Here is a 14,762-nt window from a genome sequence, read left to right as displayed (position 1 = left end):
CCTTCAAATCGCTCAGCCCACATTGCGTCGGGCTGAATAGTAGGGGCATCCGCGGGAACTCCTCCGCTTCGCCGAGCAGGGTGGTTAGCCTTAAGCCACCCCCTGCCAAATGTGCGGCGCATGATACCCACATTCACCTTAAATGCCCACCTCCGGTTCCGATTTAGAGCCTTCCCAGCCTAATAGGTGCTCATCCAGCGGAACGGGCGGGCGGCGGTTGTTGAGGGTGGACCACCAGAATATCCAGCCGACAATTTTGAAGTTCTGCTCGAAGCGTTCTTCATGGTTGAGGTATTCGTCCGGGTGTTCGCTGGCGTTGTGGCTTCGCATGCGCAACCCTCCCCCTGGACGGTTGTAGAGATATTTGATGCGCAGCATGCCGTCGTGTTCGACGGCGTAGATTTCGCCATCAATGATTTGGGTGCGGCCTCTGTCGATGGCGAGGGTGGCGCCCTGTTGGATGATGTCGATCATGCTGTTGTCGACCATGTAGGCGCCTACCGCGCGGTCAGGGTTGACGGTGAGGGTTTCGAGGGTATGCAGGGAGACGCGGATGCGCTCGGTCGAGGTGAATGTGGGGTGGAGGGGAATCTCCACATCGAGTGGTTCCGGAGGGCAGGTTGGGCCTGTGAGGTACTTTCCGCCTCCTTCTCGGGTGCTGGGCAGTCCTTTCCGGGCGTCTGGGCCTTCCAGCAGGAAGTTGGCCGGTGGGTGTTTGGGGCCTTCGCCGGTGCGCAGCCAACGGCTGGAGACGCAGAGAAGTTCTGCAAACTCGTTGAGTCGGCCCATGGGTACACCGCGTTTGAACCAGTTGTTCACGTGTTGAGGCGTGACACCACGGTTTTTGGCGAAGTCGGATGCGGAAAGATGAACTTCCTGCAATAGCACTTTTAAACGATCACCTGATGTATTCATAAACGCAGAGTTTACTGGCCAAGAAAACCAATCAAATAAACCATGCGTTGAATTGCGCCTGTAGGTTTTTGCTTAGTTGTGGCTTGATCTTTCAGTTGTATCGCTTAGTTGAACAGCGTGTACTAATTTTTGAACTTGTTGTTTAGTTTTCCCACAAAAAAGCCCCGAATAATCGGGGCTTTTTAATTGCCGGGGCAATGAAGAGCGGGTATCAGCCTTTGTAGGCTGCAACCGACTTCATGATCTCGGCGCGGGCGGCGTCTGCGTTGCCCCAACCGTCGATCTTCACCCACTTGCCTTTTTCGAGGTCTTTGTAGTTCTCGAAGAAGTGCTTGATCTGTTCCAGCAGCAGTGGTGGCAGGTCGGTGTATTCCTTCACGTCCACATACAGCTGGGACAGCTTGTCGTGTGGGACTGCGATAACTTTGGCATCGCCGCCGCCGTCGTCGGTCATGTTCAGGATGCCGACCGGACGTGCGCGGATGACCGAACCAGGGGTGACCGGGTAAGGCGTTACGACCAGCACGTCGAGGGGATCACCGTCGTCAGCCAGGGTGTTCGGGATGAAACCGTAGTTGGCCGGATAGAACATCGGGGTGGCCATGAAACGGTCAACGAACAGGCAGTCGCTGTCTTTGTCGATTTCGTATTTGATCGGCGCGTGGTTGGCCGGAATCTCGATGGCGACGTAGATGTCGTTCGGCAGGTCTTTGCCAGCCGGAATCTTGCTGTAGCTCATTGGGCGTTGCCCCCGTAGTTGGCCATATGACATGGCCGGATTGGCCTAAAAGTGGCGGCGATTATAGGCATATTCTGACGGCGATGCCATGCGCCAGACGTCGTACGGTCATTCGTCTTGTGGCTGATAACGCGGGTCGTGGGCTTGCAGATGGGTCAGGCGGGCCAAGGGGTCTTGGCGATAAAAGCGACTGAGTTGGGCATACACCTGTGGATAAGTGCGGACCAGTAAATCCGGGGCGCTGAAAAAATATTCGCTGGTGACTGCGAAGAATTCCGCCGGGTTTTCTGCGGCGTAGGGGTCGATCTCGGTGTCGGCGTCCGGGTTGGCGTCCAACTGGCGATTGAGATCGTCATAAGCGCTTTGCATCACGCTGGCCCATTCCTGCACGCGCATGTCGTGGTGCAGCGGCGGTAGGCCGTTGGCGTCGCCGTTGAGCATGTCGAGTTTGTGGGCCAGTTCGTGGATCACCAGGTTGTAGCCCTCCCACTGGCCGCTGGCGAGTACGCCCGGCCAGGCGAGGATTACCGGGCCTTGCTGCCAGGCTTCACCGCTGTGTTCGCCGTCCCACTCGTGTTCGATACCGCTGCTGTCTCGATGGCGCTGGGGGCTCAGGAAGTCGTCGGGGTACAAAACGATTTCGTGGAAGCCCTGATACCAGTCGAGGTCGCCGAGGTTCATCAGTGGCAATTGCGCCTGAGCGGCGAGCAGCAGGCGCTGTTCCTGGTGCAGCTCGACGCCCGGCAGGGCGGTGAGGTGTTTTTCGGCGAGAAACACCACGCAGGCTTCGCGCAACCACTGGTCCTGCTCGGCGCTGATACCGTCGAGGAAGGTCAGGTGGTGGCGCACCCGTTGCCAGGTTTCATCGGCAATCGGGTGCTTGGCCAGCAGGCGCCGGCGACGCCAGGCGCTGAGGGACCACATCGCAGGTTACTGCGGCTTGGCTTCGGAGGAAGTGCGGCCAAAACGGCTGCGGAACACACCAATGATCATCGGCACCAGGGACAGCAGGATGATGAACACCACCAGCAGCGACAGGTTTTTCTTGATAAAGGGCACGTTGCCGAAGAAGTAGCCCAGGGTCACCAGGCCGCCGACCCAGAGGATAGTGCCCAGCACGCTGAATCCGAAGAACCGTGGGTAGGGCATTCTCGCGATGCCGGCCACGAACGGCGCAAAGGTGCGCAGAATCGGCAGGAAGCGCGCCAGGGTCACGGTTTTGCCGCCGTGCTTGTCGTAGAAATCGTGGGTTTTTTGCAGATAGTCGCGGCGGAAAATCTTCGAGTTCGGGTTACTGAACAGGCGTTCTCCAGCTGTTCGTCCGATTACGTAGTTGGTGCTGTCGCCGAGGATTGCCGCCAACATCAACAGGCCGCCCAGCAATACCGGGTCCATGCCGCCACCTGCGGCGATGGCTCCGGCGATAAACAGCAAGGAGTCGCCTGGCAGGAACGGCATGACCACCAGACCGGTTTCGCAAAAGATGACCAGAAACAGAATGGCGTAGATCCACGGACCGTAATTGGTTACCAGCAGGTCGAGGTAGACGTCGAGATGCAGGATAAGGTCGAGCGGGTTGAAATCCATGGATGGCACCTGTGTGAACGGCCCGGCTCAGCGGGCCTGTGCGGAAGCTCGGGTAATAAGGCTACAAGTGTATGCCGCATTTCTTACAACCCTGAAAGGTCCGCATTATACGGATTGAGAGGTGAAAAGCGTGTTGGTTTTGTAGCGGGGGATGTCGTGGCGTGAGGTCTGAAGATCGCCAGAAATCAATGTGGGAGCGGGCTTGCTCGCGAAAGCGGTGGGTCAGTTATAAATAGTCTGACTGACAAACCGCTATCGGGGGCAAGCCCCCTCCCACAAGGTGTCCACGGTGTCCGGGAGTCAGTCTTCGCTGATCGGCAAGGTGTAGTTCTTGAACTCGGTGTCTTCACGAAACCCGATTGACTCGTACGTTTTCTGCGCCACTTGGTTGTCACTGCTGGTCGACACCCGCAGCCGCACTGCGTGCGTCTCTTTGGCCATCTTTTTCGCGGTGCGCATCAGGTTATCCGCCACCAGCTGCCGACGCGCGTCTTCGGCTACGTAGATGTCATTGAGGATCCACACCCGCTTGAGCGAAAGCGACGAAAAGCTCGGATACAACTGACAAAAACCAAGCAACTTCTTGTCGTCATCATCGGCCAAGGCCAGGTAAATCACTGACTCCTTGCGGCGAAGGCGCTTTTCCAAAAAAGCCCGCGATGAGTCCGGGAACGGCAGGGCCCCATAAAACTCGCGGTATTTGACGAACAGCGGGGTCAACAGGTCCAGGTGTTCCAGGGTCGCTTGAGTAATCCGCATGCCAGGCCTCAACTTCCAAATGGGTATGACCACACGTGCGGCCGTGAATTGATGCTGCCTAAAGACGCCAAAAAGCGCAATCGTGCCGGGATCAGTCCTGCGGTGGGCTGAGCAGGAAATTACCTTTCATCAGGTTCGGGTCGTCGGACTCGATGGTCTGCAGCTGCGCCTCATCCTTGAGGTTTACCCCCGAGAGCTGCCGGCGACACGCCTCTTTCATCAAATACAGCAAACGATGGGCCGCCATCCCGTAACTCAAGCCTTCCAAGCGCACGTTGGAGATGCAATTGCGATAGGCATCGGTGAGTCCGATCTTAGGGTTGTATGTGAAATACAGCCCCAGACTGTCCGGCGAACTGAGCCCCGGCCGTTCGCCGATGAGGATCACCACCATTTTGGCGCCGAGCAGTTGCCCGATTTCGTCGGCCACCGCCACGCGCCCCTGTTCCACCAGGATCACCGGCGACAAGGACCACCCTTCGGCGTGGGTTTGTTCTTCCATGCGCGTAAGAAACGGCAACGTATGTTTATGCACTGCCAGCGCCGACAGACCATCAGCCACCACGACCGCCAGGTTCACGCCGCCGGGATGCGCTGCCGCGTAATCCCGCAGGCTCTGTGCCGATTCGTCGCTCAAGCGCCGCCCCAAATCCGGACGTTGCAAGTAGCTATGCCGGTCGGTTGCGGCGCTGTGCAGCAACAGGCTGTCACGCCCACGTTCGGCCAGTTGACTGCTAAGGCCTGCATGGTCGAAAGGCAGGTGCACCGCGTCCCGCGCCTGGGCGTGGGCAAATTGGAAATCAAGCTGGGCGTTGGTAGGAATGCTGGTACCGGTACGGCCCAAGGCAATACGCGCCGGGGTCAGGCGCCGCAGTTCCAACCACGGGTTTTCAGGCAGGTCGAGTTGCACAGGCGGCTCCTTCATCCCAATTGCGCCAGGGCGTGGCGAAACGCCGGTGGCAGGCTGTTGCCGAAGCGCACCTTGCCGTCGGCTTGCGTAAAAATGCCCATTTTTGCCAGCCACTGTTCAAACTCCGGTGCCGGCTTTAAACCCAACGTCTGGCGAGCGTACAAGGCGTCGTGGAACGAGGTTGTCTGGTAGTTGAGCATGATGTCGTCGGAGCCGGGGATACCCATGATGAAGTTGATCCCGGCCACGCCCAGCAGGGTCAGCAGGGTGTCCATGTCGTCCTGGTCGGCTTCGGCGTGGTTGGTGTAACAGATGTCGCAACCCATCGGTACACCCAGCAATTTGCCGCAGAAGTGGTCTTCCAGGCCGGCACGGATGATCTGCTTGCCGTTGTACAGGTACTCGGGGCCGATAAACCCGACCACCGTGTTTACCAGAAACGGTTTGAAATGCCGTGCCACGGCATAGGCGCGGGTTTCGCAGGTTTGCTGGTCGACGCCAAAATGCGCGTTGGCCGACAAGGCGCTGCCCTGGCCGGTTTCGAAATACATCAGGTTTTGGCCCAGAGTGCCCCGGTTCAAGCTCAAGCCCGCGTCGTAGCCTTCCTGCAGCACATTCAGGTTGATGCCGAAACTGGCGTTGGCCGCCTCGGTGCCGGCAATCGACTGGAACACCAGATCCAGTGGCACGCCGCGGTTGATGGCTTCGATGGAGGTGGTGACGTGGGTCAGCACACAGGCCTGGGTGGGGATTTCGTAGCGCTGGATAATGGCGTCGAGCATCTCCAGCATCGCGCAGATCGAGGCGATGCTGTCGGTGGCCGGGTTGATGCCGATCATGGCGTCGCCGTTACCGTACAACAGGCCGTCGAGAATGCTCGCAGCGATGCCCGCCGGCTCGTCGGTCGGGTGGTTGGGTTGCAGGCGGGTCGACAGGCGCCCGCGCAGGCCCATGGTGCCGCGAAACTGAGTGACGACGCGGATCTTCTGCGCCACGAGTACCAAGTCCTGCACGCGCATGATCTTGGACACGGCAGCAGCCATTTCCGGTGTCAGACCCGGCGCCAAGGCGCGTAGGGAATGTTCATCGGCAGCGTCGCTGAGCAGCCAGTCGCGCAGGCCACCGACGGTCAGGTGACTGACAACGGCGAAAGCCTGCTTGTCGTGGGTGTCGATGATCAGTCGGGTGACTTCATCGCTTTCATAGGGGATCAGCGCTTCTTCGAGGAAGTGTTTCAACGGGATATTTGCCAGCGCCATTTGCGCCGCCACCCGCTCACCGTCGTTCTGCGCGGCGACGCCGGCGAGAAAGTCTCCGGAGCGCGCGGGACTGGCCTTGGCCATCACGTCCTTGAGGCTGTCGAAGCGGTAGGTTTGTGCACCCACCGCGTGGGAAAAGCTTGCCATACAGTGTCTCCTTGACGACGCGGGCAGCAGCCCGCGTCGAGGTTTACGGCAGTTAGTGCAAGGCGGCCTCTGCGGCCTGGATCGCCGCGAATTCCTCTTCGGGCGTGCCTGCTACCAAGTGATGCCGGCTGTAGAAAGCAAAGTAAGCAATTAATACTCCATAGATGATCGCGGCGCCAATCACCACCCGTGGATCCACCAGAAAGCCCGCAACGACGGCCACGCAGGCGAGTACCAAGGCAACCCCTGAAGTGAAAATGCCACCCGGCGTGCGGTAAGGACGGTCCATTTTGGGGCGACGGATGCGTAGGGTGATGTGCGCGGCCATCATCAGTACGTAGGAAATGGTCGCGCCAAACACCGCCACCAGGATCAGCAAATCCCCCTGGCCGGTCAGCGACAGGCCGAAACCGATAATGCCGGGGATCACCAGCGCCAGTACCGGTGCCTTGCTCTTGTTGGTCTCAGACAGCTTGCGCGGCAGGTAGCCGGCACGGGACAAGGCGAAGATCTGCCGCGAATAGGCATAGATAATCGAGAAAAAGCTGGCGATCAGTCCGGCCAAGCCAACCAGGTTGACGAAGCTGCCCATCCAGGTCGAACCGCCGTAGGACAACGCCAGCGCTTCCACCAGCGGGTTTCCGGATTTGATTAACGCGTAAGTGCCCGCGCCGCCCGGTGCAATCACCAGGATCGACAAGGCAAAGCTGGTCAGCACCACAATGGCGCCGATCAGGCCACGAGGCAGGTCGCGCTTGGGGTTCTTGGTTTCTTCGGCGGCCAGCGGCACGCCTTCTACGGCGAGGAAAAACCAGATCGCGTAGGGAATTGCCGCCCACACGCCGACGTAGCCAAACGGCAGGAAGGTGCTGGCGCCCTTGGCCTCGGTCACCGGAATATCCAGCAAGTTGGCGACGTTGAAGTGCGGCACCATCGACACCAGGAACACGCCCAGTGCAACCGCGGCGATGGCAGTGATGACAAACATCAGCTTCAAGGCTTCGCCAACGCCAAAGATGTGGATGCCGATAAAGATGATGTAGAACGCCAAGTAGATCATCCAACCGCCAATGCCGAACAGCGACTCGCAGTAAGCGCCGATAAACACCGCGATGGCGGCGGGGGCTATGGCGTATTCGATCAGAATGGCCGTGCCCGTGAGAAAACCGCCCCAAGGCCCGAAGGCACTGCGGGCAAAGCCGTAGCCACCGCCAGCGGTAGGGATCATCGAAGACAGTTCGGCCAGGGAGAAACACATGCACAGGTACATGGTGGCCATCAGCAATGTGGCGAGGAACATACCGCCCCAGCCACCCTGGGCGAGGCCAAAGTTCCAGCCGGCGTAGTCGCCGGAAATAACGTAGGCAACGCCGAGCCCAACTAACAGGACCCAGCCGGCGGCGCCTTTTTTAAGTTCGCGTTGTTGGAAGTATTGGGAGTCGACTTTTTCGAAGTCGACAGAAGATCCAGTCGGTTCGCTAGGCATGAAGAAGTACCTTTCGTTGTTATTGTTTTTAACTCGGCCTCTGTGTGCCGAATGCTATTCGCAAGTACTTGTGACGATCTAAGTGTGGGAGGGGAAAACCCCCTCCCATCATTGACCTTGTTTCAAAAGTGGGAGGGGATGTTAGTTAGAAGAAGCCCAGTGGATTAATGTCGTAACTCACCAGCAAGTTCTTGGTCTGCTGGTAGTGGTCCAACATCATCTTGTGTGTCTCGCGGCCCACACCGGACTTCTTGTAGCCACCGAACGCGGCATGCGCCGGGTAAAGGTGGTAGCAGTTGGTCCACACTCGGCCCGCCTTGATCGCCCGGCCCATGCGGTAGGCGCGGTTGATGTCGCGGGTCCACACGCCGGCGCCCAGGCCGAACTCGGTGTCGTTGGCAATGGCCAGGGCTTCGGCTTCGTCCTTAAAGGTGGTGATGCTCACCACTGGGCCGAAGATTTCCTCCTGGAACACACGCATTTCGTTGGTGCCCTTGAGCAGCGTCGGCTGGATGTAATAACCGCCGGCCATGTCGCCGGTGAGCTGCTCCACCTTGCCGCCGGTGAGCAACTGCGCGCCTTCGCCCTTGGCGATTTCCAGGTAGGACAGGATCTTGTCGAACTGCTGCTCGGACGCCTGGGCGCCGACCATGGTGTCGGTGTCCAGCGGGTCACCGCGTTTGATCTGCTCGATTTTCTTCATCACCACTTTCATGAAGTCGTCGTAGATCGACTCTTCCACCAGCGCACGGGATGGGCAGGTGCACACCTCGCCCTGGTTGAAGAACGCCAGCACCAGGCCTTCGGCGGCTTTCTCGATGAAGGACGGTTCGGCTTTCATGATGTCGGCGAAGAAGATGTTCGGCGACTTGCCGCCCAGCTCAACGGTGGACGGAATAATGTTCTCCGCCGCCGCATGCATGATGTGCGAACCCACCGGGGTGGAGCCGGTGAAGGCGATCTTGGCGATGCGTTTGCTGGTGGCCAGAGCTTCGCCGGCTTCTTTGCCGAAACCGTGGACTACGTTCAGCACGCCCGGTGGCAGCAGGTCGCCGATGACTTCCATCAGCACGTTGATGCCCAGCGGGGTTTGTTCGGCGGGCTTGAGCACCACGCAGTTACCGGCCGCCAGGGCCGGGGCGAGTTTCCAGGCGGCCATCAGCAGCGGGAAGTTCCACGGGATGATCTGACCAACCACGCCCAGAGGCTCGTGGAAGTGATAGGACGCGGTGTGTTCGTTGATCTCGGCGCTGGTGCCTTCTTGGGCGCGGATGCAGCCGGCAAAGTAGCGGAAGTGGTCGGCGGCCAGCGGGATATCGGCGTTGAGGGTTTCACGCACGGCTTTGCCGTTGTCCCAGGTTTCGGTAATGGCCAGCAGTTCGAGGTTCTGTTCGATGCGGTCGGCGATTTTCAGCAGCACCAGCGAGCGGTCCTGGGCCGAGGTCTTGCCCCAGGCGTCAGCGGCGGCGTGGGCGGCGTCGAGGGCCTTGTCGATGTCTTTGGCAGTGGAGCGCGGGAATTCGGCGATGGGTTTGCCGTTGACCGGCGAGGTGTTGGTGAAATAGTTGCCGTCGACCGGCGCAACGAATTCGCCACCAATGTAGTTGCCGTACTTGGCCTTGAACGAAACGATCGCGCCTTCAGTACCGGGGTGTGCGTAACGCATGGTGGGTATCTCCTGGCTTTTATGTTTATTGGAGTGCAGCGCTCAAGCGCTTGGTAAAGCGTAGAGCAAAGGTCGGGCCACTGCCTTGAGGGCCAGGTAAATCAAGGGGTTGAGGTTTGTTGAAAGGCATTGCTGTCACACGCCTGGCACAGCCTGGGTGACACTTTGTGCCATAAACGGTACAGCCTGTGACCGGTGGGTCTGCACGGGATTGCATCTCTTGCAGGGCTGGGGGATGCTGGACGCTCTCACGCAGGGAGAATAATAAGAACATGCACAACGATCATTTCAGTCGCCATGCCCAGCAAGTCCTCACCGTGGCACGTGGCCGTGACCCCTCCAGCGATCCGTCCATCGCCCGTTCCTGGCTGCGGTGCCTGGAGGATTACCACCTGGATCCCGCGCAGACCATCGCACCCACCGTGCTTGAACACGGGCGCCTGTTGGAAAGCCGCGAGCGTCTGCAGCAAGTGCTGCACATCGCCGGCAGTGAGATGAATAGCCTGCACCAGCAGCTCTCCGGTGCCGGCCACGCGGTACTGCTGACCGATGCGCGCGGAGTGATCCTCAACTGTGTCACTGCGCCGTCCGAGCGCAAGATTTTCGAGCGCGCCGGTCTGTGGCTCGGTGCCGATTGGAGTGAAGCCTGCGAAGGGACCAATGGCATCGGCACCTGCCTGGTGGAGCGTCAGTCCCTGACCATTCATCGCGATGAACACTTCCGTGGCCGCCACACCGGGCTGACCTGCTCGGCGAGCCCGGTGTTCGACCCCCATGGTGAATTGCTGGCGGTGCTGGACGTGTCGTCAGCCCGGGAAGCGGTATCGCGCCAGAGTCAGTTTCACACCATGGCGCTGGTGAACCTGTCAGCGAAGATGATCGAGAGCTGCTACTTCCTGCGCCATTTCGAGCATCACTGGCTGTTGCGCTTTCATCTGCAGGCCGAGTCCGTGGGCCTGTTCAGCGAAGGGTTGCTGGCGTTCGATGGTGAAGGGCGCATTTGCGCGATGAACCAGAGCGCGCTGAATCTGCTGGGGCAGGTTCGAGGCAACCTGCTGGGTCAGCCGGTGGAGGCGTTCTTCGACTGTTCTCTGGATCAATTACTCGGTCGCGCCAGTGCCAATGCGACCGCCAGTTGGCCACTGCGCACCCGCGATGGGCGGCGCTTGTTTGCCGCACTGCGTGGTCAGCCACGCAGTGTGTCTTTACCCATCGCGAAGGCTGAGCCCGCCCGCCTGGCTGGCATCTGCCTGGGTGATCCTGCGTTGCAAAATGATTTTCGCAAGGCGCTGCGGGTATTCGAGCGAGATGTGCCGCTACTGATTAATGGGGAAACCGGCAGCGGTAAAGAAGCCTTCGCTAAGGCCGTGCACCATGCCAGCCAGCGTGCCGACAAAGCCTTCGTCGCCCTCAACTGTGCCGCCATCCCGGAAAGCCTGATCGAAAGCGAGCTGTTCGGTTATCGCGGCGGCAGTTTCACTGGCGCGCGGAAGGAGGGCATGCAAGGTAAGTTGCAACAGGCCGACGGCGGCACTCTGTTCCTCGATGAAATCGGTGATATGCCTCTGGCTCTGCAAACCCGCTTATTAAGGGTTCTGGAGGACCGTATGGTGGTGCCTATCGGCGGTGAGCCCCAGGCGGTTAACGTCAGAATTATCAGCGCGACGCACCGCAACTTGCTGGGGCGTGTCCAGGACGGCAGTTTCCGTGAGGACTTGTATTACCGGCTCAACGGCCTGGAAGTTGGTTTGCCTCCACTGCGTGAGCGCAGCGATAAATCTCAGTTGCTGGATTTTCTGCTGGCTGAAGAGGCGGGCGGGCAGACTGTACAACTCGACCCGGCGGCGCGTTCGGCGTTGTTGACCTTTGCCTGGCCCGGTAACGTCCGACAACTGCGCACGGTGCTGCGTACGTTGGCGGCGCTGTGTGACGACGGGCGCGTGGGCCTTGAAGATTTGCCCGCGTCGATCCGCCAGGCCCGGCCGCAACCGGTGGTTGAGGCTAAGCCCGCCGAGTCGCCCCTGGAAGACGCCGAGCGACTTGCCTTGCTAACGGCCTTGGAACAACAGCGCTGGCACATGTCCCATACGGCGGAGCAACTGGGTGTCAGCCGCAATACGTTGTATAGAAAGCTGCGCCGGCACGGCATCGCACGCGCGTCTCTGCCCGGGTGATCGTGGTTTGGTCCTACAGCTAAAGAGTGCGATTTTCGCCCCCCTGCGCTAACCTGCCTCGATGTTTACGAGGTCGACTATGCACATTCATATTCTTGGTATTTGCGGCACCTTCATGGGTTCGATGGCGGTTCTGGCTAAAGAGCTGGGCCATCACGTGACAGGCTCCGATGCCAATGTTTACCCGCCCATGAGCACGCAACTCGAAGCGCAGGGCATTGAACTGACCCAGGGTTACGATCCGGCGCAATTCGACCCGGTGCCGGATCTGGTGGTGATCGGCAATGCCATGTCCCGTGGCAACCCGGCCGTCGAGTACGTGCTCAACAAAGGTTTACCGTACGTTTCCGGCCCGCAATGGCTGGCCGATCATGTGCTGCAAGGCCGCTGGGTACTGGCCGTTGCCGGTACCCACGGCAAGACCACTACCAGCAGCATGCTGGCCTGGGTGCTGGAGCACGCGGGCATGAGTCCTGGCTTCCTGATCGGCGGCGTGCCACAAAACTTCTCGGTCTCCGCGCGCCTGGGCGACACGCCGTTCTTTGTGATCGAAGCTGACGAATACGACAGCGCCTTCTTCGACAAGCGCTCCAAGTTTGTCCACTACCGTCCGCGCACGGCGATCCTCAATAACCTTGAGTTTGATCATGCGGACATCTTCCCCGATCTGCCCGCTATCGAGCGGCAGTTCCACCATTTGGTGCGGACCATCCCAAGCGAAGGCCTGGTCATTTACCCGACTACCGAGCCGGCTTTGCAGCGCGTGATCGAGATGGGCTGTTGGACACCGGTGCAAACCACCGGTGCGGGTGGGCAATGGCAGGTCAAGTTGCTCAGTGAAGACGGTTCCAGGTTTGAAGTGCTGTTTGAGGGTGAGGCCCAAGGCATCGTCGAGTGGGACATGACTGGTCAGCACAACGTTGCCAATGCCTTGGTCACCCTGGCTGCCGCACGGCATGTGGGCGTGGTGCCTTCCATGGGTATTGCTGCGCTGAGCGCATTCAAAAGCGTAAAACGCCGCATGGAAAAAGTCGCCGACGTGAATGGGATTACCATCTACGACGACTTTGCCCACCACCCAACCGCCATTGCCACCACCCTTGACGGACTGCGCAAGCGCGTTGGCGATGCCCCGATCATTGCTATTGTCGAGCCGCGCTCAAACTCCATGAAGCTCGGTGCACACCGCGACGGCCTGCCGGAAAGCGTCAACGATGCCGACCAGGTGGTGTGGTACGCCCCGACCAATCTTGGCTGGGACTTACCGGCGATTGCGGCCCAGTGCACGGTGCCGTCGAAAGTCTGTGATTCCATCGAGGGCATCATTGAGTTCGTCAAGCAGCAGGCCAAGCCTGGCACCCATGTGGTGGTCATGAGCAACGGCGGCTTCGGCGGCTTGCACGGCAAACTGGCCGAGGCGCTGAAATGAGCGGGCCGGAACGCGTCACCCTGGCGATGACCGGTGCCTCGGGCGCGCCCTACGGCCTGCGTCTGCTTGACTGCCTGGTGCGTGAAGATCGCGAGGTGCACTTTCTGATCTCCAAGGCCGCGCAGTTGGTGATGGCGACCGAGACCGACGTGGCACTGCCTCCCAAGGTGCAGATGATGCAGGCCTTCCTCACCGAGTACACCGGTGCGGCGCCGGGGCAGATCAAGGTTTACGGCAAAGAAGATTGGATGTCGCCGGTGGCCTCGGGCTCCGGTGCACCGGCGGCAATGGTTGTTGTGCCGTGCTCCACCGGCACCTTGTCGGCGATTGCCACCGGGGCCTGCAATAACCTGATCGAGCGCGCGGCAGACGTGACATTGAAGGAGCGCCGCCAGTTGATCCTGGTGCCGCGCGAGGCGCCGTATTCGAGCATTCATCTGGAACACATGCTCAAGTTGTCGAACATGGGCGTGACCATCTTGCCTGCGTCGCCGGGCTTTTATCATCAGCCGCAGACCATCGATGACCTGGTGGATTTTGTGGTGGCGCGCATTCTCAACCTGCTGAATATTCCACAGGACATGCTGCCGCGTTGGGGCGAACACCATTTGAGCAGCGATGAATAAGGCACTGTTGGTGATACTGGCGTTGCAATTGGGCGGCTGCGCCACCGCGCGTACGCTGGACGCTGCGCAGCCCGGCGCGCCGGTGGTGTATGCCGGCACGCGGTTGGACTTGTACGCAATGAATGGAGGTTGCTGCGCCAAGGATCGGTTTGGTGCTGAGGCGCCGAGCTACCCCGGTGTCGACCTGCCGGCCAGTGCGTTGCTCGACACTTTGCTGTTGCCGCTGTCGGTGTTAACGGTGCTAGGAGTGGGATTTAACGCCACAGGCGGGCTCTAGCGCTCACCCGAAGGCAATACAAAACCAATGTGGGAGGGGGCTTGCTCCCGATAGCGGTGTATCAGTCACCCAATATGTTGACTGACCCTCCGCCATCGGGAGCAAGCCCCCTCCCACATTTTGCTTCGTGTTCGGCTTTATTTACCGAGCTTGCGCAGTTCGTCCGACTCTACGATCCGCACCCCATTCTGCTCTTCCAGCGCCAGGCGCCACATGGCCCGGGCCAGTTCACACACTTCGATGCCTCGGTACTTGCCTGGAATCAGTCGTGACAGCGGCCCTGCCAGTTGTTCGGCCAAACGGGGTTCCAGCCGCTCCCCCAATAACAGCGACGGTCGCACGATGGTCAGTTGCGGCCAGTCTTGGGCCTTGAGTGCCTGCTCCATTTCCCCTTTGACTCGGTTGTAGAAAATCGAAGATTTCGGATCGGCGCCAATCGCGCTGATCACGATCAGGTGCCGTGCGCCCATTTCCCGTGCGCGCTTGGCGAAGGCGACGACCATCTCCAGGTCAACCGCACGGAAAGCCTCTTCCGAGCCCGCTTTTTTGATTGTGGTGCCCAGGCAGCAGAAGGCGATATCCACCCGGCCGCTCAGTTGCGGCAGGAACACCGCTGGGTCGCCCACCGGGTTTTCCAGGTGTGGATGTTCGGCCAATGGCTTGCGGCTCGGCGCGAGCACGCGGGTCACGGTGGGTTCGTTGAGCAGGCGGTCGAGCAGGTGTTCGCCAGTGAGGCCGGAGGCCCCTGCGAGCAAGATATGCTGAGGTGTCAGGTACATAGTGTTTCC

The 14,762-nt window shown here is 59.9% G+C and carries 14 protein-coding genes; 4 read left to right on the top strand and 10 right to left on the bottom strand.

Annotated features, from left to right (window positions below; all coding sequences use genetic code 11):
- Nucleotides 1-138: 138 nt before the first annotated feature.
- The 9 genes from G9Q84_RS16840 to exaC form a co-directional block, all read right to left on the bottom strand.
- The gene (locus tag G9Q84_RS16840; RefSeq protein ID WP_081797587.1) at nucleotides 139-915 is read right to left on the bottom strand and encodes a LexA family transcriptional regulator; all 777 of its coding nucleotides are present in this window, start codon (nucleotides 913-915) and stop codon (nucleotides 139-141) included.
- A gap of 211 nt (nucleotides 916-1,126) precedes the next feature.
- Entirely contained in the window at nucleotides 1,127-1,654 is a 528-nt protein-coding gene (gene ppa, locus G9Q84_RS16835) for an inorganic diphosphatase (RefSeq protein ID WP_003176323.1), read from the bottom strand.
- A 108-nt stretch (nucleotides 1,655-1,762) separates the two neighbouring features.
- A complete protein-coding gene (locus G9Q84_RS16830) occupies nucleotides 1,763-2,578 on the bottom strand; it encodes a M90 family metallopeptidase (RefSeq protein ID WP_032884574.1) in 816 nt (271 codons plus the stop codon).
- A 6-nt stretch (nucleotides 2,579-2,584) separates the two neighbouring features.
- Nucleotides 2,585-3,241, bottom strand: coding sequence for a DedA family protein (locus G9Q84_RS16825; RefSeq protein ID WP_122752993.1), 657 nt, complete (start codon nucleotides 3,239-3,241; stop codon nucleotides 2,585-2,587).
- A 300-nt stretch (nucleotides 3,242-3,541) separates the two neighbouring features.
- A complete protein-coding gene (locus tag G9Q84_RS16820; RefSeq protein WP_032884576.1) occupies nucleotides 3,542-4,000 on the bottom strand; it encodes a GNAT family N-acetyltransferase in 459 nt (152 codons plus the stop codon).
- 91 nt (nucleotides 4,001-4,091) lie between these two features.
- Nucleotides 4,092-4,925, bottom strand: coding sequence for an ethanolamine ammonia-lyase subunit EutC (eutC, locus tag G9Q84_RS16815; RefSeq protein ID WP_181643746.1), 834 nt, complete (start codon nucleotides 4,923-4,925; stop codon nucleotides 4,092-4,094).
- A complete protein-coding gene (locus tag G9Q84_RS16810; RefSeq protein ID WP_099603283.1) occupies nucleotides 4,922-6,316 on the bottom strand; it encodes an ethanolamine ammonia-lyase subunit EutB in 1,395 nt (464 codons plus the stop codon). Before G9Q84_RS16810 ends, eutC begins: the two co-directional genes overlap by 4 nt.
- A 52-nt stretch (nucleotides 6,317-6,368) precedes the next feature.
- A complete protein-coding gene (eat, locus tag G9Q84_RS16805) occupies nucleotides 6,369-7,802 on the bottom strand; it encodes an ethanolamine permease (protein WP_181643745.1) in 1,434 nt (477 codons plus the stop codon).
- A gap of 145 nt (nucleotides 7,803-7,947) precedes the next feature.
- A complete protein-coding gene (gene exaC, locus G9Q84_RS16800) occupies nucleotides 7,948-9,468 on the bottom strand; it encodes an acetaldehyde dehydrogenase ExaC (protein WP_032884580.1) in 1,521 nt (506 codons plus the stop codon).
- Nucleotides 9,469-9,740: 272 nt separating this feature from the next.
- Between exaC and G9Q84_RS16795 the strand changes: the two genes are divergently transcribed.
- The 4 genes from G9Q84_RS16795 to G9Q84_RS16780 all read left to right on the top strand — a co-directional run bounded on the left by G9Q84_RS16795 (nucleotide 9,741) and on the right by G9Q84_RS16780 (nucleotide 13,974).
- A complete protein-coding gene (locus G9Q84_RS16795; protein WP_181640284.1) occupies nucleotides 9,741-11,642 on the top strand; it encodes a sigma-54-dependent Fis family transcriptional regulator in 1,902 nt (633 codons plus the stop codon).
- Between the two features lie 79 nt (nucleotides 11,643-11,721).
- On the top strand, nucleotides 11,722-13,071 hold the full coding sequence (gene mpl / locus G9Q84_RS16790) for a UDP-N-acetylmuramate:L-alanyl-gamma-D-glutamyl-meso-diaminopimelate ligase (RefSeq protein WP_032884582.1): 1,350 nt from the start codon (nucleotides 11,722-11,724) through the stop codon (nucleotides 13,069-13,071).
- Complete coding sequence (gene ubiX / locus G9Q84_RS16785; RefSeq protein ID WP_032884583.1) at nucleotides 13,068-13,697, top strand: flavin prenyltransferase UbiX; 630 nt, start codon at nucleotides 13,068-13,070, stop codon at nucleotides 13,695-13,697. The genes mpl and ubiX overlap by 4 nt, the downstream gene beginning before the upstream one ends.
- Nucleotides 13,690-13,974 carry a YceK/YidQ family lipoprotein gene (locus G9Q84_RS16780; protein ID WP_032884584.1) on the top strand — a complete coding sequence of 95 codons (285 nt, stop codon included), beginning with the start codon at nucleotides 13,690-13,692 and terminating at the stop codon, nucleotides 13,972-13,974. The genes ubiX and G9Q84_RS16780 overlap by 8 nt, the downstream gene beginning before the upstream one ends.
- Nucleotides 13,975-14,111: 137 nt before the next feature.
- On the opposite strand, the gene G9Q84_RS16775 is transcribed toward G9Q84_RS16780, so the two are convergent.
- Nucleotides 14,112-14,753 (bottom strand): oxidoreductase, encoded by a 642-nt coding sequence (locus G9Q84_RS16775; protein WP_122681778.1) that lies wholly within the window; start codon nucleotides 14,751-14,753, stop codon nucleotides 14,112-14,114.
- Nucleotides 14,754-14,762: the final 9 nt, after the last annotated feature.

It is taken from the genome of Pseudomonas sivasensis (assembly GCF_013778505.1).
GTDB lineage: Bacteria > Pseudomonadota > Gammaproteobacteria > Pseudomonadales > Pseudomonadaceae > Aquipseudomonas > Aquipseudomonas sivasensis.
This window is presented reverse-complemented; position numbering and strand designations above follow the sequence as displayed.